This window comes from Mesorhizobium sp. M0047, from assembly GCF_040323315.1.
GTDB lineage: Bacteria > Pseudomonadota > Alphaproteobacteria > Rhizobiales > Rhizobiaceae > Mesorhizobium.
In genome coordinates this window covers 21,835-40,695 of record NZ_JAMYUW010000028.1, presented here as the reverse complement: position 1 = coordinate 40,695, position 18,861 = coordinate 21,835, and the positions used below count along the sequence as shown (strand labels likewise).

Sequence of the window (18,861 nt, the reverse complement as noted above, 5' to 3'; positions counted from 1 at the left end):
CCTTTGCCCGTTAGGCTGACCATCTGCGAAAATGACCGGGGCGTAAATGGCCAATGCAGACGTCAGTCGCGCCCGATCTCGGGCACGCTCCAGACCTCGCCGGGCCGCAAGGCGCGAAAGCGCTCTCGTGGGACGCCTTGGTCATCAAGCGCCTCGGTCAGTTTTCGCGCCGGCTCGTCGATCGGTTCGTCGGTGAGCTGGAAAGTGCCCCAGTGGCAGCCGGCGGCGAAAGCGGCGTTGCACAATGTCATGCCTTGCACCGCCTCCTCCGGATTCTGGTGCTGCGGCGCCATGAACCAGCGCGGCTCATAGGCACCGATCGGCAGGATGGCGAAGCGGAAGCCGCCATGTTTCTCGGCCATCAGCCGATAGTTGATGCCGCCGTGGAAGCCGGTGTCGCCGGCGAAATAGAGTTTGCCGTTCGGCGTCCCGACGACGAAGCCGGCCCACAGCGCCATGCGCCGGTCGCGGGCGCCCCGCGCCGACCAGTGGTGCGCCGGCTCGACATGGACGACGACGCCATTGCCGACCTCGACCCTGTCGCCCCAATCGTGCGCCGACAGCCGCATGCCGGGAATCGCATCGCCAATCAGGGTATCGTTGCCGAGCGGAGTGAGCACCAGCGGGTCGTGGCCGGCCTTCAGCCGCTTCAGCGTGGCGAGGTCGAGATGGTCGTAATGATTGTGGCTGACCAGCACGAGGTCGATCGGCGGCAGGTCGGCGAAAGCGATGCCTGGCGGATTGATGCGCCGTGGACCGGCAAAGAAAAGCGGCGACGCGCGCTGCGACCAGACCGGGTCGGTCAGGATGTTCAGACCGGCCGTCTGGATCAGCAAGCTGGAATGGCCCACCATCGTCACATCAAGCGCGGCGCCTTCGACGCTCGCGGCCGGCTTTGCCTGCGGGAAGGGGCTTGGATTCGTCGCCGGCCATTTCGAGCGCTTGCCATTCAACTGCCATTTCAGCAGGTCGGCGAAACGGCCGGGCAGCTGGCCGTCGGGATTGAAGAACAAGGTGCCGTCGAAATGATCGCTGGGCGGGCCGCTATAGTAGCGATTGGCGGCTCTCTTTCTCGCGGCCAATTTTGCGGCTCCGGCAGGTTGCGTCTCCCTGACATAGGCGCTGTGCCTGCTTGCGCAAGCGTGTGACCGCCGAATGCCAGGGGGCGGCCAGTGTCAACCGGGACCTCAGGGCGACGCGCGACAGTGGCCCGTACCATCGCGATTGCGACAAATTTGCAACAAATCTTGCTGCAAACCGTATTTTAACCATATCGGGTTGAAATTTCGCCACCTTCTCCATCTTGGTGGAGGTGAGATTGTGCGGACGGCTTCCCCCCAGCCGGATCCGACGGAGGTTGGAATGACTTTTTCGAAAACCGGCCTGGTGGCCGTATCGCTGGCCGCGCTCGTTGCGAGCGGCTGTTCGACCTCACGTTTCTCGTCGATGGGCGATCAGCAGCCGGCACCGCTGGAGGCCGCGCCCGCCGGCAAGGTGACCGCGAACCAGCTACCGCCGCCGGCGTCGCCCGGCACCACGGACCCGTCGCAATTCCCGACCGCGCCGGCGAATACGCAGGTGGCCTCGCTGCCGCCGGACGGTACGGCGCCCGCCGGAGCCTCGGATCTCAATGCCGCCAGCGTCGCCGGCGTCTGGAATGCCAGCGTTTCGGGCCAGAGCTGCAAGGTGGCGACGCCGCAGACCAAGTTCGGTGCCGGCTTCCGCGCCGGGCCGCTGCATTGCCCGGCACCGATCGACGGCATCAAGTCGTGGAACGTCGCCGGCAAGCAACTGACGCTTTATGACGAGAATGGCGGTGCGCTGGCGCGGCTCTATTCCTCGGGCGGCTCGAAATTCGACGGCCAGACTTCGAACGGCCAGCCGATTTCGCTTACAAGATAGACATATTTTTCCTGGAAATTGCTCCGGAACGACATGACCGATGCATCTGCGTGACGGCCTCCAGATCCATGCGACCGTCAGGCAGCGTTACGACCATCTGGTGGAAACGGGGGCGATCGAACGCGATCCGCTACAGGAGCGGATCGCAGCTGCGCTTGACCGGCTGACCGATGAGATTTCGGCCAAGCGGCTGGCACAGAAGTCCAGCGCGCTGGGCTGGCTGTTTGCCCGCAAGCGCGGAACGCACGAGGCCGTCAAAGGGCTCTACATCCATGGCGGCGTCGGCCGCGGCAAGACCATGCTGATGGACATGTTCTTCGAGCTTGTGCCGGTACGGCGCAAACGCCGCGTCCACTTCAACGACTTCATGGCCGATGTCCAGGACCGCATCCAGAAGCACCGGCAGGCGCGCAAGAACGGTGACGTCAGGGAAGACGATCCGATCCCGCCCGTCGCCAAGGCGCTTGCCGAGCAGGCCTGGGTGCTGTGCTTCGACGAGTTCTCGGTCACCGACATTGCCGACGCGATGATCCTGTCGCGGCTGTTTTCGGCGCTGTTTGCCAACGGCGTGGTGCTGGTCGCCACCTCGAACGTGGCGCCGGAAGATCTTTATAGAGAAGGGCTGAACCGCCAGCTTTTCCTGCCCTTCATCGGCATTCTGGAGCGGCATGCACAGGTGCTGGCACTCGACGCCGACAAGGACTACCGGCTGGAAAAGTTCGCCCGCATGCCGGTCTATGTCACGCCGGCCGGTGCGGCGGCCGACCAGATACTCGACGAGGCCTGGCAAACCATGACGCGTGGCGTGCCGATTACGGAGACCTCGCTGACCCTCAAGGGCCGGCAAGTGGTCGTGCCGCGCGCAGCAGGCGATGCGGCGCGGTTTTCCTTCGCAGATCTCTGCGAAAGGCCGCTTGGGGCACGCGACTACCTGGCGATCGCCGGGCGCTTTTCGACCATCTTCGTCGACCATGTCCCGGTGCTCGGCGAAGGCAAGCGCAACGAGGCCAAGCGCTTCATCCTGTTGATCGACACGCTTTATGACCATCATGTGCGGCTGGTGATGAGTGCGGAGGCTCCACCGCCGCAGCTTTATCTCGCAAAGCGTGGCGTCGAGGTCTTCGAATTCGAGCGCACGGCATCGCGCCTGATCGAGATGCAGAGCCACGAATGGCTGGAGGATTGGGCGGAGCGGCAGAAGGTGAAGGCGGCGCCAGAAGCGCAGCAGGCGCAGGCGTAGGCTCAGAGACGTAGGTTCCCCTCTTGCATCGTTGACGGTTGGCGAAACCGGCGCGACGATCGATCTCCTTCCTTGAGGGGGAGATGGCCGGCAGGCCAGAGGGCGTTGGTTCGACTGGGCGCGGCACAGATGGCGCCAGCGCTCCACGCGTGACGACCCCCTTCGCCTTTGGCGACATCTCCCCTCGAGGGGAGAGATTTGGTGCCCGCATCACAAGGGCGTCATCTCCGGCATATATAGCCTTCTGATTTCCATGGCGATTGTGTAAATTCCCGCAAGTCGGCTTACAAACTTTGACGTTTACGTAAATCCCAATCACTCTAACCGATTGAAAATGCTCGCCTCAAAATAATCGTTTGAATTTATGCCGCTCCGAGGCTATTGGGTGCGGCGAAAATCTCGCGGGTCCTCACAGCATTCCAGCCTCTTCTTCGACGTGCCATCAAGTCGTTAAAAGATTTGAGACACCGTCACCGACAAAGGGAAAACATCCTGACATGGCACGCAACAAGATAGCGCTCATCGGCTCTGGCATGATCGGCGGCACGCTCGCCCATATGATCGGCCTCAAGGACCTCGGCGACGTGGTGCTGTTCGATATTGCCGAAGGTATCCCGCAAGGCAAGGGGCTCGATATCGCGCAGTCGTCGCCCGTCGATGGCTTCGACAGCCGCCTCACCGGCATCAACGACTATGCCGGTATCGAGGGTGCCGATGTCTGCATCGTCACCGCCGGCGTGCCGCGCAAGCCTGGCATGAGCCGAGACGACCTTCTGGGCATCAACCTCAAGGTCATGGAGCAGGTCGGCGCCGGACTGAAGAAGTACGCACCGAAGGCCTTCGTCATTTGCATCACCAATCCTCTCGACGCCATGGTCTGGGCGCTGCAGAAGTTCTCCGGCCTGCCCAAGAGCCATGTCGTCGGCATGGCCGGTGTGCTCGACAGTGCGCGCTTCCGCTATTTCCTGGCTGAGGAATTCAAGGTCTCGGTCGAGGACGTCACCGCCTTCGTGCTCGGCGGCCACGGCGATTCCATGGTGCCGATGATCCGCTATTCGACGGTGTCGGGCATTCCGCTGCCCGACCTCATCAAGATGGGCTGGACCTCGAAGGAAAAGCTCGACCAGATCGTACAGCGCACCCGCGACGGCGGCGCCGAGATCGTCGGCCTGCTCAAGACCGGCTCGGCCTATTACGCGCCGGCCGCCTCGGCGATCTCGATGGCCGAAGCCTACCTCAAGGACAAGAAGCGCGTGCTGCCGTGCGCCGCGTATCTTTCCGGCCAGTATGGCGTCAAGAACACCTATGTCGGCGTTCCCGTGGTGATCGGCGCCGGCGGCGTCGAGCGCATCATCGAGATCGACCTGAACAAGAGCGAGCAGAAGATGTTCGACAGTTCGGTGGCGACGGTGCAGGGCCTGACCGAGGCCTGCGTCAAGATCGCACCGCAGCTCGCCGCCAAGTAACCCGGAGAAAATCCAGATGAACATCCATGAGTATCAGGGCAAGGCGCTGCTGAAGTCGTTCGGCGCGCCGGTGGCCGAGGGCGTACCGGTGTTCAAGGCGAACGAAGCGGAAGCCGCCGCCAAGGCGCTCCCCGGTCCGCTTTATGTGGTGAAGAGCCAGATCCATGCCGGCGGCCGCGGCAAGGGCAAATTCAAGGAGCTCGGCCCGGATGCCAAGGGCGGTGTGCGGCTGGCGAAGTCGGTCGCCGACGTCGTCACCAACGCCAATGAGATGCTGGGCAATACGCTGGTGACCAAGCAAACCGGCCCGGCCGGCAAGCAGGTCAACCGCCTCTACATCGAGGACGGCGCCGACATCGAGCGCGAACTCTACCTGTCGATCCTCGTCGACCGCTCGGTCGGCCGCGTTGCTTTCGTCGTCTCGACCGAAGGCGGCATGGACATCGAAGCGGTCGCGCATGACACGCCGGAAAAGATCATCACCGTCGCCATCGATCCGGAAAAGGGCGTCACATCGGCCGATCTGAAGGCGCTCAACGGCGCGCTGAAGCTCGACGGCGACGCGGCCAAGGACGGCGATACGCTGTTCCCGATCCTCTACAAGGCCTTCGTCGAGAAGGACATGCGCCTGCTCGAGGTCAATCCGCTGATCGTCATGAAGAGCGGGCGGCTGCGCGTGCTCGACGCAAAAGTGTCGTTCGACAACAACGCGCTGTTCCGCCACCCGGACGTGCTCGAACTGCGCGACACCACCGAAGAGGACGAGAAGGAGATCGAGGCGTCGAAATACGACCTCGCCTACGTCGCGCTCGACGGCAATATTGGCTGCATGGTCAACGGCGCCGGCCTTGCCATGGCGACGATGGACATCATCAAGCTCTATGGCGCCGAACCGGCCAACTTCCTCGATGTCGGCGGCGGTGCGTCGAAGGAAAAAGTGACAGCGGCGTTCAAGATCATCACCAAGGATCCGGCGGTCAAGGGTATCCTGATCAACATCTTCGGCGGCATCATGAAGTGCGACATCATTGCCGAGGGCGTGATTGCTGCGGTCAAGGAAGTCGGGCTTGAAGTGCCGCTGGTGGTGCGCCTGGAAGGCACCAATGCCGAGCTCGGCAAGAAGATCATCAACGATAGCGGCCTCAACGTGGTGTCGGCCGATGATCTCGACGACGCGGCCAAGAAGATCGTTGCGGCGGTGAAGGGCTGAGCGGATGCCTCCGCGCAAGATAAATCTGGTCGAGGCGGCGGATGCGAAGATCAGCAAGGTCTTCGATCCGCACATTGCCGGCGACATCAATGACAGCCAGGCCAAGGTCGCCAAGTTCGGCGAATCCTTCGACTGGCACGCGCATGACAATGAGGACGAGGCCTTCCTCGTGCTGCGTGGGCGCATTGCCATCGATTTTCGCGACGGTCCGGTCGAGCTTGGCGAGGGCGATTTCATCGTCGTGCCGCGCGGCGTCGAGCACAGGCCGCGCTCGCTGACTTCGGAGCCCGTGGTGCTGATGTTCGAGCCGGCGACGACGCTCAACACCGGCAACGCCAAGAGCGACCTCACCGTCTCCGACCTGAAGCGGCTCTGACCCATGAACGCAGCCGCCTTCTCCTCGCTCTCGGCCGATCACCAGCGCCTGCAGGCGCTGGTTGGCGCGTGGCGTGGTGAGGAAGAGGTGGCGGCAACCCAATGGACCGATGCCGGCACAGCGACTTCCGAAGTGTTGGCTGAGGCACAGTTCGGCGGGCTGTTCGTGGTGCAGCGCTATCGCCAGCGTCGCGACGGCACGGTCTCGTTCGGCGCGCACAGCGTGTTTGGCTTCGACCAGCAAAACAGCATCGCCACCATGCATCAGTTCGACTCGATGGGCTTCGTGCCGGCGGCGCCGGCCACGGGCACGTGGAGCGGCAACGAACTCACTCTGGAGCGGTCGTCGCCGCGCGGCGTCGCGCGCGTGACGTATGTTTTCGACGGTGCCGACGCCTACCGCATGCGATTGCAATTCAAACCTGCCGGCAGCGATGCCTGGCAGGACATGGTGAGCGGCGTTTACCGGCGCGTCTCGCCTTCCGAGTTAGGGGAAGGCTGAGCGATGCAGATCGTGGGCATGGCGGTTGAAAAAATACACATAATCACACATATATTGGCTGTGTATTTATGTGGAGACAAGCGATGAAGAATGTCACCCTAGCCATGGACGAGGCTTTGCTCGAAAAGGCGCGAGGCCTTGCCGGACGTCGCAACACCACGCTCAATGCCCTCGTTCGTTCACTGCTTGCGCATGAAGTCGAGCAGGAAGACCGGATGGCCTGGGCCAAGGCGGGAATGCAGCGACTCATGGACGAGGCCGCGAGACGGGGCGACAGCGCCGACACCCCTTACAAGTGGGATCGAAGGGACGCCTATGCCGACCGGGAGGATCGATTGCTTTCTCGACACGAACGTCCTGATCTACGCGGCTTCGGAGAAGAATCGTGATCCACGCCGCGCGCCGATCGCCGCAGAACTGGTATCGAGCACCATCTTTGGCTTGTCGGGGCAAACTTTGGCCGAATTCGCCGCAGTGTCGCGAGCGAAATCCCTCCTGGGCGATGACCGGCTCGACCAGTGGCTGGTTCTCCTCGGGACCTGTCCTTTGGTGCCCGTCGACGAAAGCTACGTCCGTTCTGGGCTGGACCTCGCGCGCCGTTTCGGAATTCACTACTACGACGCCGCGCTTCTCGCCGCGGCCGTCTATCTCGGTGCGCCGATTTTCTACACCGAGGATCTCAACCACAACCAGGTTTATGGCTCGGTACGAGCCGTCAATCCTTTCTTGTAATCGCTGAATCCAGAGGCGTTATCACCCATGTCCATTCTCGTCGACAAGAACACCAAGGTGCTGGTGCAGGGCCTGACCGGCAAGACCGGCACGTTCCACACTGAACAGGCGCTGGCCTATCACGGCACCAAGATGATCGGCGGCATCCATCCCAAGAAGGGCGGCGAGACCTGGACCGGCTCGAAGGGCGAAAGCCTGCCGATCTTCGCCACCGTCGCCGAGGGCAAGGAGAAGACCGGCGCCAACGCTTCAGTCGTCTATGTGCCGCCGGCGGGCGCCGCCGAAGCCATCCTGGAGGCGATCGAGGCCGAGATCCCGCTGATCATCTGCATCACCGAAGGCATACCGGTGATGGACATGATCAGGGTCAAGGCGCGGCTCGACCGCTCGACCTCGAGGCTGATCGGCCCGAACTGCCCGGGCGTCTTGACGCCCAACGAATGCAAGATCGGCATCATGCCCGGAAACATCTTCCGCAAGGGTTCGGTCGGCGTTGTTTCGCGCTCGGGAACGCTTACCTATGAGGCAGTGTTCCAGACCACCAATGTCGGCCTCGGCCAGACCACCGCCGTCGGTATTGGCGGCGACCCCGTCAAGGGCACCGAGTTCATCGACGTGCTCGAGATGTTCCTCGCCGACGACGAGACCAGGTCGATCATCATGATCGGCGAGATCGGCGGTTCGGCCGAGGAAGATGCCGCGCAGTTCCTCAAGGACGAAGCCAAGCGTGGCCGCAAGAAGCCGATGGCCGGCTTCATCGCCGGGCGCACCGCGCCGGCCGGCCGCACCATGGGTCATGCGGGCGCGGTCATCTCCGGCGGCAAGGGCGGCGCCGAGGACAAGATCGCGGCAATGGAATCGGCCGGCATCAAGGTATCGCCCTCGCCGGCAAGGCTGGGCACAACCCTGGTCGAGGCGATCAAGAGTTAAAGCGAGTAGCGAGTAGTGAATAGCGAATAGGGAAAACAGAGTAGCGGTGCGACCACGGGGCAATCCCTACTCGCTATTCGCTACTCCCTATTCGCTCAAACAGGAGACGGAGCCGGGCTCCGCGGACAAAAAATGGCAAGACAAGATCAGGCCAACGACCAGTTTTCGCTCACCTCTTTCCTCTATGGCGGCAATGCCGATTACATCGACGCGCTCTACGCCGCCTATGAGGACGATCCAGCCTCGGTAAATGCCGAATGGCAGGAGTTCTTCGCCGGGCTGAAGGACGATGCTGGCGATGTGCGCAGGAACGCCAAGGGCGCCTCCTGGGCGAAGCCGTCCTGGCCGCTGCAGGCCAATGGCGAACTGGTCTCGGCGCTAGACGGCAATTGGGGCATCGTCGAGAAAACCATCGAAAAGAAGGTCAAGGACAAGGCGGTCACCAACGGTGTCGTGCTTTCCGATGCCGACGTACACCAGGCGACGCGCGATTCCGTGCGCGCCATCATGATGATCCGCGCCTACCGCATGCGCGGCCATCTGCATGCCAATCTCGACCCGCTCGGCATCGCCAAGCCGCTCGAGGACTACAACGAATTGTCGCCGGAAAATTACGGCTTCACCGAAGCCGATTACGACCGGCCGATCTTCCTCGACAATGTGCTCGGGCTTGAATTCGGCAGCATCCGGCAAATGCTGGAAATCCTCACCCGCACCTATTGCTCGACGCTGGGCGTCGAGTTCATGCATATTTCCGATCCTGAGGAAAAAGCCTGGATCCAGGCGCGCATCGAGGGCGCCGACAAGGAGATCTCCTTCACCGCCACCGGCAAGAAGGCGATCCTGCAGAAGCTGGTCGAATCCGAAGGTTTCGAACAGTTCATCGACGTCAAGTACAAGGGCACCAAGCGTTTCGGCCTCGATGGCAGTGAAGCGTTGATCCCGGCGCTGGAGCAGATCATCAAGCGCGGCGGCCAACTCGGCATGAAGGAGATCGTGCTCGGCATGGCGCATCGCGGCCGGCTGAACGTGCTGTCCCAGGTGATGGCCAAGCCGCACCGCGCCATCTTCCACGAATTCAAGGGCGGCTCGGCCGCGCCCGACGAAGTCGAGGGTTCGGGCGACGTCAAGTACCATCTCGGCGCCTCGTCGGACCGCGAGTTCGACGGCAACAAGGTGCATCTGTCCTTGACCGCCAACCCCTCGCATCTGGAAATCGTCGATCCGGTGGTGATGGGCAAGGCGCGCGCCAAGCAGGATTATCTGTTCGGCCGCAGCCGCGAGGAAATCGTGCCGCTGGAAGAGCGCGCCAAGGTGCTGCCGCTCTTGCTGCACGGCGACGCCGCCTTCGCCGGCCAGGGCGTGATCGCCGAAATCCTCGGCCTGTCCGGCCTGCGCGGCCACCGCGTCGCCGGCACGCTGCATTTCATCATCAACAACCAGATCGGCTTCACCACCAATCCGCGCTTCTCGCGCTCGTCGCCCTATCCGTCCGATGTGGCCAAGATGATCGAGGCGCCGATCTTCCACGTCAATGGCGACGACCCGGAAGCCGTGGTGCACGCCACCAAGGTGGCGATCGAATTCCGCATGAAGTTCCACAAGCCGGTAGTGGTCGACATGTTCTGCTACCGCCGCTTCGGCCACAATGAAGGCGACGAACCGGCCTTCACCCAGCCGATCATGTATCGCAACATCCGCACCCACAAGACCACGGTACAGATATACGCCGACCGCCTGATTGCCGAAGGCCACATCACCCAGGCCGAATTCGACCGGATGAGGGCCGATTGGCGCGCGCATCTGGAATCCGAATGGGAAGTCGGCCAGCATTACAAGCCCAACAAGGCCGATTGGCTCGACGGTGCCTGGTCGGGCCTGCGCACGGCCGACAACCAGGATGAACAGCGGCGCGGCAAGACCGCCGTGCCGGTCAAAACGCTGAAGGAAATCGGCAAGAAGCTGACCGAGGTGCCGAAGGATTTCGAGGCGCACAAGACGATCATCCGCTTCCTCGAAAACCGCCGCCAGGCGATCGAATCCGGCGAAGGCATCGACTGGTCGACGGCGGAGGCGCTGGCCTTCGGCGCCATCCTGCTCGACGGCAATCCGATCCGCCTGTCGGGGCAGGATTCCGAACGCGGCACCTTCTCGCAGCGCCATTCCGTGCTCTACGACCAGCGCGACGAAACCCGCTACATCCCGCTCAACAATCTGTCGGCCGCACAGGCCGGCTACGAAGTCATCAACTCGATGCTGTCGGAAGAGGCGGTGCTGGGCTTCGAATATGGCTACAGCCTGGCTGAGCCGAAGGCGCTGACGCTGTGGGAAGCCCAGTTCGGCGACTTCGCCAACGGCGCCCAGGTGGTGTTCGACCAGTTTATCTCGTCAGGAGAGCGCAAGTGGCTCCGAATGTCGGGCCTCGTGTGCCTGTTGCCCCATGGCTATGAAGGCCAGGGCCCGGAACACTCCTCGGCCCGGCTCGAGCGCTTCCTGCAGCTTTGCGCCGAAGACAATATGCAAGTCGCCAACTGCACGACGCCGGCCAACTACTTCCACATCCTGCGCCGGCAGCTGAAGCGCGACTTCCGCAAGCCGCTTATCCTGATGACGCCGAAGTCGCTGCTGCGCCACAAGCGGGCGGTGTCGACGCTGCCGGAAATGTCGGGCGAAAGCTCGTTCCACCGGCTGCTTTGGGACGATGCCCAGCTGCTGCCCAACCAGGCGATCAAGCTCACCAAGGATTCGAAAATCCGCCGCGTCGTGCTGTGCTCGGGCAAGGTCTATTACGATCTCTACGAGGAGCGCGAGAAGCGCGGCATCAACGACATCTATCTGCTGCGCGTCGAACAGCTCTATCCGTTCCCGGCCAAGGCGCTGATCACCGAACTGTCGCGCTTCCGCAATGCGGAGATGGTGTGGTGCCAGGAGGAGCCCAAGAACATGGGTGCCTGGTCGTTCATCGACCCGTATCTGGAATGGGTGCTGGCGCATATCGACGCCAAGCATCAGCGGGTGCGCTACACCGGCCGCCCGGCGGCTGCCTCGCCGGCGACCGGGTTGATGTCCAAGCACCTTGCCCAGCTCGCCGCCTTGCTCGAAGACGCGCTTGGTGAATAGAACAGAGCGCCCCAATAGAGCAGAATTGGGCTGACAAAACAGAACCGACCAGAAACGGACAGGCACAATGGCTACCGAAATCCGCGTTCCCACTCTCGGCGAATCCGTCACCGAAGCGACCATCGGCAAATGGTTCAAGAAGGTCGGCGATGCCATTGCCGCCGATGAGCCTTTGGTCGAGCTCGAAACTGACAAGGTGACGGTGGAAGTGCCCGCCGCCGCCGCCGGGACGCTGAGCGAAATCACCGTCAAGGAAGGCGAGACGGTCGGCGTCGGCGCACTGCTGGGTTCGATTTCGGCAGATGGCGCGGCCGCAGCGACTGCGACCAAGCCGCAGGCGGTGTCGCAGGCCTCGTCGCCGGATGCAGCATCGACTGGCAAGCAGGCGGCGGCCGAGACCGCCAAGATTGCCGGCGATGCCGGACCGGTCGAGCCGCGCAGCATGCCGCCGGCGCCGGCGGCGGCGAAACTGATCGCCGAACACAATCTCTCGGTCGACCAGCTCTCGGGTTCGGGCAAGCGCGGCCAGGTGCTGAAGGGCGACGTGCTCGACGCCATTTCCAAGGGTGCGCCATCGCAGCCGGCCGAGACACCCAAGGCCACACCGGCACCGGTTGCCATGCGCGCGCCGTCCTCTGGCGACGACGCATCGCGCGAGGAACGTGTGCGCATGACCAAGCTGCGCCAGACGATCGCGCGCCGTCTCAAGGAAGCGCAGTCGACCGCCGCCATGCTGACCACCTTCAACGAGGTCGACATGTCAGCGGTGATGGCACTCAGGGCCAAGTACAAGGACGTGTTCGAGAAGAAGCATGGCGTGAAGCTCGGCTTCATGGGCTTCTTCACCAAGGCCGTGACCCACGCCTTGAAGGAAATCCCTTCGGTCAATGCAGAGATCGACGGCACCGATATCATCTTCAAGAACTACGCCCATATCGGCGTCGCCGTCGGCACCGAAAAGGGCTTGGTCGTGCCGGTCGTGCGCAATGCCGACCAGATGTCGATCGCCGAGATCGAAAAGGACATCGGCCGGCTGGGCATCGCCGCGCGCGACGGCAAGCTGTCGGTCGCCGACATGCAAGGTGGCACGTTCACGATCTCCAATGGCGGCGTTTACGGGTCGCTGATGTCGACGCCGATCCTCAACGCGCCGCAGTCGGGCATCCTGGGCATGCACAAGATCCAGGACCGGCCTGTCGTGGTCGGCGGCCAGATCGTGATCCGGCCGATGATGTATCTGGCGCTCAGCTACGATCACCGCATCGTCGATGGCAAGGAAGCGGTGACCTTCCTCGTCCGCGTCAAGGAAAGCCTGGAGGATCCGGAACGGCTGGTGCTCGATCTCTAGGATTGGTGCCGATCCGGCTGTTAAACGGTAGGCAGGGGGAAGGGATCTGCGCAGCAGAATGACGATTTGTTCCCTTAGCCTTTCTAGGGTGCTTTCGTTCGTATCGATCGCGGGCGGCATGGCGTTGGCCGTCGCTGGCGCCCATGCCGCCTGTCCGATCGGGCTCGCTGTCTATGGCGATGCCCAAAGCGGCAGCGAGATCGATTTTACGCCAACCGGCACCTCGGCGACCGTCACCAACACGTTCCGCATGATCCTCGACAACAATGTCGTGCTGAACGGCATCGTCATGTGGAACGAGGGCGTGTCGCGGCCCAACGGCGCGCTCATGTACAAATGCCCGGACGGCGACGTTACCGGCGAGGAGCTTGCCGCCTGCACGGCCTGGCATGGCGTCATCTACGCATCGGATGACGAGGGCAGCATCGGGCTGCTGCCGTCTGAAAGCGTCGAGGCGCCTAAGACGCTGATACTGCCGGATCTCGGGCCGTCGCTGCGCCAATCCTCGGCCTATGGCGGCAGCGGGTTTTCGAAGGTGCCGTGGGATGTATTTGCCTTGAAGGGATGTCAGGAATGAGCGGGACGCAAAAGGTGTTGCTGGTCACCGGCGGCAGCCGCGGCATTGGCGCGGCGATCTGCCGGCTCGGCTCGAAGGCCGGCTACCGGCTGGGAATCAACTACGCTTCGAACCGGAATGCCGCCGACGCACTGGTCGCCGAGATCAAGGCCGGCGGCGGCGAGGCTTTTGCCGTCAAGGGCGATGTCGGCGCCGAGTCCGATATCGTGGCCATGTTCGGCGCTGTAGACCGCGCCTATGGCCGGCTCGATGCCTTCGTCAACAATGCCGGCATCGTCGACGTCAAGGCGCGCGTCGATGAAATGGATGTGGCGCGGCTCGAGCGCATGATGCGCATCAACGTCATCGGCTCGTTCCTCTGCGCGCGCGAGGCGGTCAAGCGCATGTCGACCCGCCACGGCGGCTCGGGCGGATCCATCGTCAACATCTCGTCGGCGGCAGCGACATTGGGCTCGCCGGGCGAATTTGTCGACTATGCCGCCTCCAAGGGTGCCATCGACACTTTTACCATCGGGCTTGCCCGTGAGGTCGCGCTGGAAGGCATCCGCGTCAATGCGGTGCGGCCGGGCCTCATCGACACCGAGATCCATGCCTCTGGCGGGCAGCCGGACAGGATAGAACGGTTCCGCGATATACTGCCGATGAAAAGAGCGGGCACCGCGAATGAAGTCGCGGGTGCGGTTCTCCATCTCCTATCCGATGCCGCGTCCTATACGACAGGCGCGATCCTGAATGTCAGCGGCGGCCGCTGAGCCCCAATCAAGAAGGACAGTATCATGGCTTATGACGTCGTTATCATCGGATCGGGACCAGGCGGCTATGTCTGCGCCATCAAGGCGGCGCAGCTCGGGCTGAAGGTCGCGGTGGTCGAGAAGAACGCGACCTTCGGCGGCACCTGTCTCAACATCGGTTGCATCCCGTCCAAGGCGCTGCTCCATGCCTCCGAGATGTTCGCCGAGGCCGGGCATTCCTTCGACACGCTGGGCGTCGAGATACCGGCGCCGAAGCTGAACCTGAAGAAGATGATGGCGCACAAGGACGCGACGGTGTCTTCGAACGTCAACGGCGTCGCCTTCCTGTTCAAGAAGAACAAGATCGACGCGTTTCGCGGCACCGGCAAGGTGATCGCGGCCGGCAAGGTCTCGGTGACCGGCGAGGACGGCAAGGTCGAGGAGATCGAGACGAAGAACATCGTCATCGCCACCGGCTCCGATGTCGCCGGCATTCCCGGCGTCAAGGTCGACATTGATGAGAATGTGATCGTGTCTTCGACCGGGGCGCTGTCGCTGGAGAAGGTGCCCGGCCATCTGGTGGTGGTCGGAGGCGGGGTTATCGGGCTCGAGCTCGGCTCGGTGTGGGCCCGGCTCGGCGCCAAGGTCACCGTGGTCGAGTTCCTCGACACGATCCTGGGCGGGATGGACGGCGAGGTCTCCAAGCAGTTCCAGCGGCTTTTGTCGAAGCAGGGTTTCGAGTTCAAGCTCGGCGCCAAGGTCACCGGCGTCGCCAAGGCCAAGAAGGGCGCGACCGTCACTTTTGAGCCGGTCACGGGCGGTGCCGCCGAGACCATCGAAGCCGACGCGGTGCTGATTTCGACGGGGCGCCGCGCCTATTCCGACAGCCTCGGGCTGAAGGAAGCCGGCGTCGAGGTCGACGAACGCGGCCGTGTCAAGATCGATGGCCATCTGCGGACCAACGTTCCCGGCATCTATGCTATCGGCGATGTCATCGCCGGACCGATGCTTGCGCACAAGGCCGAGGACGAGGGCGTGGCGGTGGCGGAAATCATTGCCGGCCAAGCCGGCCACGTGAACTATGACGTTATTCCGAGCGTCGTCTACACAAGCCCGGAAATCGCCTCGGTCGGCAAGACCGAGGAAGAGCTGAAGAAGGCAGGCATTGACTACAAGGTGGGAAAGTTTCCCTTCAGCGCCAATGGCCGGGCACGCGCCATGCTGCATACCGACGGTTTTGTGAAGATCCTCGCCGACAAGACGAGCGACCGCGTGCTCGGCGTGCATATCGTCGGCTTCGGCGCCGGCGAGCTGATCCACGAGGCGGCGGTGCTGATGGAGTTCGGCGGCTCGTCCGAGGATCTCGCCCGCACCTGCCACGCACATCCGACGATGTCGGAAGCGGTCAAGGAGGCGGCGTTGGCGACGTTCTTCAAGCCGCTCCACATTTAGCTAAGGCGATCAACGCTTCGTGGTCCCGGGGCGGAGCGGAGCCGCATTTCTCGGCTAACCTAGCGGCATGAATCCTTGGCTCAAGCCGGGGAGCGACCGGCGCTATAGCCCTAAACAAAACGGCCCACCTTTCAGTGGGCCGTTTGTATTTGGTGTCGGGCCGATTTATTGGGCCGGCGCTGGCGCAGGGGCCGGAGCAGGCGCGGGAGCAGGCGCGGGCGCGGGCGCTGGTGCCGGAGCAGGCGCTGGTGCCGGGGCTGGCGCAGGTTCGGCCGGCTTCATCGGTTCCGCCGGTGCGGGTGCAGGGGCCGGTGTGCTGGCCGCCGGCGGCTCGGCCGGTGCCGGGTGCTCACCACTTCTTCCGAAAACATAATACGCGACAACCGCCAGAATAACGACGACCAGTGCAATCAGCCAACCACTGCCGCCGCCGCCGCCACTTGGCCTCGGAGTGTTGGTGGATGGATTGAACGGGTCGTTTGGATTCGGTGCGTTCGCCATAAAACTGTCCTCCGTGGATGAAAAATATCAATCAACACCAATTAACGCGCAATCACCTAACTGGTTTCACGCTAGGGTTGGAAAACGCCAAAAACAAGGGCAATCCTGCCTCTCTAGAGGCTAAATGGCGTCGTTTCGCCACGCAGTGTGCCACGTTCGCGCCTGCTATGGTCGTTTCTGAGGATTTGCCATGATGAATCGCACAGTGCTGGTTGTTCCGAATCACTTCGATGCTCTTGCCGGAGCCCAATTCGCCGACCGCTATGTGCTGGTCACCGAAGGTCTTTCGTTGACCGCGCTCGGCGCGGCGGAACGGGCCCTGGGGCGAACGCCGCGATGGGTCGGCAGGCTCACGGCGTTGCGCAACCTTGCTGTCAGGCCGTTCGGGCTGAAGACAGGCCACGAGCCGGCGGTGTTGCCGGCTGGCCGGATCGGAATATTTCCGCTCATCAGCCAGTTTCCCGGCAAGGTCGTGCTTGGCCTCGACGACCGGCATCTCGATTTCCGCCTCCTGGTCGAAGTCAGGGATCTCGGCATGAATCGTCAGGAGGTGGCCGCAACGACGATCGTCAAGACGCACAATTGGCTCGGGCGCGCGTATCTGGCGATTGTCATGCCGTTTCACCGGATCATCGTTCCGGCGATGCTGGCTCAGGTTTTGACCAAATAGAGCTAGAATGCGACAGGTGTAACGCTGTAGCCGGCCTTGCGGAAATCCTCGACCAGGCCTTCGGGGCCGGGAAGGTGGAGCGCGCCGACCGCCATGAAGGCATTGCCCTTGGCAAGGATCGGCTCGGCATGTTCGACCATCACCTTGTTGCGGCTGGTGATCATGGTCTCCTCGAATGCCGCATAGCCCGCCGGGTCGTCCTGCCCTCCCGGCATGGCGGCGCGAAACAACGGCCAGAACATGCCGGTGTCGCCGCGCTGGTAGAGCACGATCATGGTTTCGTTGATATCGTTGACCTTGTCGCCGAGCTTCAGCGTGTCGACCAAGCCCTTCATGTGAAAGGCCAGCGGCAGCGAGGCCATGGCACGCAGCTGACTTTCGGCCGTCTCCAGCCCTTCCACCGGCTTTCCGGCAGCCTTTGCACCCTCCGCCAGCTTGACGTCGAGCACCGGTGCGCCGCCGGACTGGCGGGCGAGCTCGCAGGCCGGCAATGCCATCATGGCCGACAGCATCCACGGCTTCATCTTGGCAACGGTCGCCGGCGGGATGCCGCGCGCGTCGAGAGCGGTGTTCATGGCCGCGGCATCGTCGGGTGACAGCAGCGACGCCAGCGTCGTGCTATCGGTGAACATCATCAGGTCCGGCTCCTTGAGCACCGCGACCATCATCTTCTGCTTGTCGAGCACGTCGGTGGTTTCGATGACGATGGTGCCGGCGGCGTCATAGGCCTTCTGGGCGCTTGGCGGCAGAGCGGTGACGCGCGGGTCGGTCATGTGCATGGTGCCGAACAGGAACGATGGCTTTTCACCCGGCTTTTCCAGCTTCCACAACAGGCCCTTGCCGTTCGGCGTCGCCGCTGCTTCGGCCTCTATCTTGCGGTAGGTCGCCGGATCATTCTTCTGCAAGGCCGACAGCATGTCGGTGCCGCTGCAGGTCGGGATTTCCGCATGCGCCCTGCCGGCCGCGAAGAGCAAGACGGCGAGGAACGACAGAAAAAACAGGACGTTGAGCGCAACAAGCAGCTTCAGCGAGACGTGAGCTGCACGGTCGGCGATGGCGATGACGCGTTTCATGATCCTCTTCTAAGACCGAAAAGCGGCAAAACGGTTAACCTGCACGGCGAAATTGAAGGGTTTATGCCCTTGGATGGGCGGATTCGTAGATTTCGAGCAGTCTTGCGGTGTCGACGCCGGTGTAGATCTGCGTCGTCGACAGGCTGGCGTGGCCCAAGAGCTCCTGGATGGTCCGCAGGTCGCCGCCGCGCCCGAGCAAATGCGTGGCGAAGGAATGGCGCAGCGCATGCGGCGTCGCGGTGTCGGGCAGGTTGAGCGCCGAGCGCAGCTTGGCCATGTCGCGCTGGACTATCGCCGGGTTGAGCGGGCCGCCGCGCGCACCGCGAAACAGAAGGCCTTTGGGGTCGAGATGATAGGGGCAGAGCCGGCGGTATTCGGCGATTGCCCGCAGCGCCACAGGCAGCACCGGCACCAGCCGCGTCTTGCCGCCCTTGCCGGTGACGCGCAGGACAGTGTCGGCCGCGGACGCCAGGTCGGCGCCGGCCAGGCCAAGCGCCTCGGAAATGCGCAGGCCGGAACCGTAGAGCAGCGTCAGCACGGCGGCGTTGCGGGCAGCGATCCAGGGTTCTTCCGCCAATTGGCCTTCGACGGAAACGACATGCTTGGCATCGCTCGCCGTCAACGGCTTGGGCAGCGATTTGGGCTGGCGCGGTGCGCGCAACGCGGCAGCGCCAGCCGCGTTGGCAAGGCCGCGCCGTTCGAGGAAACGCAGCAACGAGCGGATGCCGGCGAGACCACGGCCAAGCGTTCGGGCCCCGGCTCCAGCGTTGCGCCGCGCGGCGAGAAAGCCGCGCAGATCGGCCGGGCGCAGGTTGGCGATGTCCGCAATTCCGGGCGAGCCGCCGCAATGGCCGGTCAGGAAATGCAGGAACTGCCTGACGTCACGCTCATAGGCTTCGACGGTTTCCGGCGACAGCCGACGTTCTCGCGCGAGCATCTTCAGCCAGCTTTCGCGTGCCGCCTGGAGGTCGGGCTTGGCTGGGATGAGGAATTCCTGCATGGCGGCATTTTCGGGTATTCGGGTTAGGAAGC

At 63.2% G+C, this 18,861-nt stretch carries 18 protein-coding genes; 15 read left to right on the top strand and 3 right to left on the bottom strand.

Translation table 11 applies throughout. From position 1 onward, the window contains the following. Positions 1–62: 62 nt before the first annotated feature. The gene (locus tag NKJ89_RS23655) at positions 63–1,082 is read right to left on the bottom strand and encodes an MBL fold metallo-hydrolase (protein WP_352606049.1); all 1,020 of its coding nucleotides are present in this window, start codon (positions 1,080–1,082) and stop codon (positions 63–65) included. A gap of 280 nt (positions 1,083–1,362) precedes the next feature. On the opposite strand from NKJ89_RS23655, the gene NKJ89_RS23650 reads away from it, so the two are divergent. From NKJ89_RS23650 to NKJ89_RS23580, 15 genes are all read left to right on the top strand, one after another. Beyond that, positions 1,363–1,902 (top strand): protease inhibitor Inh/omp19 family protein, encoded by a 540-nt coding sequence (locus NKJ89_RS23650; protein ID WP_023758909.1) that lies wholly within the window; start codon positions 1,363–1,365, stop codon positions 1,900–1,902. Between the two features lie 40 nt (positions 1,903–1,942). Beyond that, entirely contained in the window at positions 1,943–3,142 is a 1,200-nt protein-coding gene (zapE, locus tag NKJ89_RS23645; RefSeq protein ID WP_352606047.1) for a cell division protein ZapE, read from the top strand. A 497-nt stretch (positions 3,143–3,639) separates the two neighbouring features. Continuing rightward, positions 3,640–4,608 (top strand): malate dehydrogenase, encoded by a 969-nt coding sequence (gene mdh, locus NKJ89_RS23640; RefSeq protein ID WP_352606045.1) that lies wholly within the window; start codon positions 3,640–3,642, stop codon positions 4,606–4,608. 16 nt (positions 4,609–4,624) lie between these two features. Further along, positions 4,625–5,818, top strand: coding sequence for an ADP-forming succinate--CoA ligase subunit beta (gene sucC / locus NKJ89_RS23635; protein WP_352606043.1), 1,194 nt, complete (start codon positions 4,625–4,627; stop codon positions 5,816–5,818). A 4-nt stretch (positions 5,819–5,822) separates the two neighbouring features. Then, positions 5,823–6,194: a cupin domain-containing protein gene (locus NKJ89_RS23630; RefSeq protein WP_023758905.1), complete on the top strand. Its 372-nt coding sequence runs from the start codon at positions 5,823–5,825 to the stop codon at positions 6,192–6,194. A 3-nt stretch (positions 6,195–6,197) separates the two neighbouring features. Then, positions 6,198–6,695, top strand: a complete 498-nt coding sequence (locus NKJ89_RS23625) for a DUF1579 family protein (protein WP_352606041.1) — start codon at positions 6,198–6,200, stop codon at positions 6,693–6,695. Positions 6,696–6,778: 83 nt separating this feature from the next. Further along, positions 6,779–7,084 (top strand): hypothetical protein, encoded by a 306-nt coding sequence (locus NKJ89_RS23620; RefSeq protein WP_352606039.1) that lies wholly within the window; start codon positions 6,779–6,781, stop codon positions 7,082–7,084. Further along, a complete protein-coding gene (locus tag NKJ89_RS23615; RefSeq protein ID WP_352606037.1) occupies positions 7,011–7,427 on the top strand; it encodes a PIN domain-containing protein in 417 nt (138 codons plus the stop codon). The genes NKJ89_RS23620 and NKJ89_RS23615 overlap by 74 nt, the downstream gene beginning before the upstream one ends. Positions 7,428–7,454: 27 nt before the next feature. Further along, positions 7,455–8,357, top strand: coding sequence for a succinate--CoA ligase subunit alpha (gene sucD / locus NKJ89_RS23610; RefSeq protein ID WP_352606035.1), 903 nt, complete (start codon positions 7,455–7,457; stop codon positions 8,355–8,357). A gap of 132 nt (positions 8,358–8,489) precedes the next feature. Further along, positions 8,490–11,477 carry a 2-oxoglutarate dehydrogenase E1 component gene (locus NKJ89_RS23605; protein ID WP_352606033.1) on the top strand — a complete coding sequence of 996 codons (2,988 nt, stop codon included), beginning with the start codon at positions 8,490–8,492 and terminating at the stop codon, positions 11,475–11,477. Between the two features lie 67 nt (positions 11,478–11,544). Further along, positions 11,545–12,825, top strand: coding sequence for a 2-oxoglutarate dehydrogenase complex dihydrolipoyllysine-residue succinyltransferase (gene odhB / locus NKJ89_RS23600; protein WP_023758899.1), 1,281 nt, complete (start codon positions 11,545–11,547; stop codon positions 12,823–12,825). Positions 12,826–12,943: 118 nt separating this feature from the next. After that, the gene (locus NKJ89_RS23595; protein WP_352486150.1) at positions 12,944–13,402 is read left to right on the top strand and encodes a hypothetical protein; all 459 of its coding nucleotides are present in this window, start codon (positions 12,944–12,946) and stop codon (positions 13,400–13,402) included. Continuing rightward, entirely contained in the window at positions 13,399–14,154 is a 756-nt protein-coding gene (locus tag NKJ89_RS23590) for an SDR family oxidoreductase (protein ID WP_352606031.1), read from the top strand. Before NKJ89_RS23595 ends, NKJ89_RS23590 begins: the two co-directional genes overlap by 4 nt. Before the next feature lie 24 nt (positions 14,155–14,178). Continuing rightward, positions 14,179–15,585: a dihydrolipoyl dehydrogenase gene (lpdA, locus tag NKJ89_RS23585; protein WP_352606029.1), complete on the top strand. Its 1,407-nt coding sequence runs from the start codon at positions 14,179–14,181 to the stop codon at positions 15,583–15,585. A gap of 691 nt (positions 15,586–16,276) precedes the next feature. Beyond that, positions 16,277–16,756 carry a DUF2867 domain-containing protein gene (locus NKJ89_RS23580; protein ID WP_502904149.1) on the top strand — a complete coding sequence of 160 codons (480 nt, stop codon included), beginning with the start codon at positions 16,277–16,279 and terminating at the stop codon, positions 16,754–16,756. A 2-nt stretch (positions 16,757–16,758) separates the two neighbouring features. Here NKJ89_RS23580 and NKJ89_RS23575 read toward each other — a convergent pair whose 3' ends face one another. Together NKJ89_RS23575 and NKJ89_RS23570 are read right to left on the bottom strand one after the other, a co-directional pair. Further along, complete coding sequence (locus NKJ89_RS23575; protein WP_352606027.1) at positions 16,759–17,829, bottom strand: TraB/GumN family protein; 1,071 nt, start codon at positions 17,827–17,829, stop codon at positions 16,759–16,761. A 61-nt stretch (positions 17,830–17,890) separates the two neighbouring features. Then, positions 17,891–18,829: a tyrosine recombinase XerC gene (locus tag NKJ89_RS23570; protein WP_352606025.1), complete on the bottom strand. Its 939-nt coding sequence runs from the start codon at positions 18,827–18,829 to the stop codon at positions 17,891–17,893. Positions 18,830–18,861: the final 32 nt, after the last annotated feature.

What these genes read in the sequence shown, in the direction of transcription:
- NKJ89_RS23595 (WP_352486150.1), top strand. Translation starts at nt 12,944, where the DNA reads ATGGCGTTGGCCGTCGCTGGCGCCCATGCCGCCTGTCCGATCGGGCTC.
- NKJ89_RS23615 (WP_352606037.1), top strand. Translation starts at nt 7,011, where the DNA reads ATGCCGACCGGGAGGATCGATTGCTTTCTCGACACGAACGTCCTGATC.
- NKJ89_RS23590 (WP_352606031.1), top strand. Translation starts at nt 13,399, where the DNA reads ATGAGCGGGACGCAAAAGGTGTTGCTGGTCACCGGCGGCAGCCGCGGC.
- NKJ89_RS23580 (WP_502904149.1), top strand. Translation starts at nt 16,277, where the DNA reads ATGATGAATCGCACAGTGCTGGTTGTTCCGAATCACTTCGATGCTCTT.
- NKJ89_RS23605 (WP_352606033.1), top strand. Translation starts at nt 8,490, where the DNA reads ATGGCAAGACAAGATCAGGCCAACGACCAGTTTTCGCTCACCTCTTTC.
- sucC (WP_352606043.1), top strand. Translation starts at nt 4,625, where the DNA reads ATGAACATCCATGAGTATCAGGGCAAGGCGCTGCTGAAGTCGTTCGGC.
- NKJ89_RS23570 (WP_352606025.1), bottom strand. Translation starts at nt 18,829, where the DNA reads ATGCAGGAATTCCTCATCCCAGCCAAGCCCGACCTCCAGGCGGCACGC.
- NKJ89_RS23650 (WP_023758909.1), top strand. Translation starts at nt 1,363, where the DNA reads ATGACTTTTTCGAAAACCGGCCTGGTGGCCGTATCGCTGGCCGCGCTC.
- zapE (WP_352606047.1), top strand. Translation starts at nt 1,943, where the DNA reads ATGCATCTGCGTGACGGCCTCCAGATCCATGCGACCGTCAGGCAGCGT.
- NKJ89_RS23620 (WP_352606039.1), top strand. Translation starts at nt 6,779, where the DNA reads ATGAAGAATGTCACCCTAGCCATGGACGAGGCTTTGCTCGAAAAGGCG.
- NKJ89_RS23575 (WP_352606027.1), bottom strand. Translation starts at nt 17,829, where the DNA reads ATGAAACGCGTCATCGCCATCGCCGACCGTGCAGCTCACGTCTCGCTG.
- sucD (WP_352606035.1), top strand. Translation starts at nt 7,455, where the DNA reads ATGTCCATTCTCGTCGACAAGAACACCAAGGTGCTGGTGCAGGGCCTG.
- lpdA (WP_352606029.1), top strand. Translation starts at nt 14,179, where the DNA reads ATGGCTTATGACGTCGTTATCATCGGATCGGGACCAGGCGGCTATGTC.
- NKJ89_RS23630 (WP_023758905.1), top strand. Translation starts at nt 5,823, where the DNA reads ATGCCTCCGCGCAAGATAAATCTGGTCGAGGCGGCGGATGCGAAGATC.
- NKJ89_RS23625 (WP_352606041.1), top strand. Translation starts at nt 6,198, where the DNA reads ATGAACGCAGCCGCCTTCTCCTCGCTCTCGGCCGATCACCAGCGCCTG.
- odhB (WP_023758899.1), top strand. Translation starts at nt 11,545, where the DNA reads ATGGCTACCGAAATCCGCGTTCCCACTCTCGGCGAATCCGTCACCGAA.
- mdh (WP_352606045.1), top strand. Translation starts at nt 3,640, where the DNA reads ATGGCACGCAACAAGATAGCGCTCATCGGCTCTGGCATGATCGGCGGC.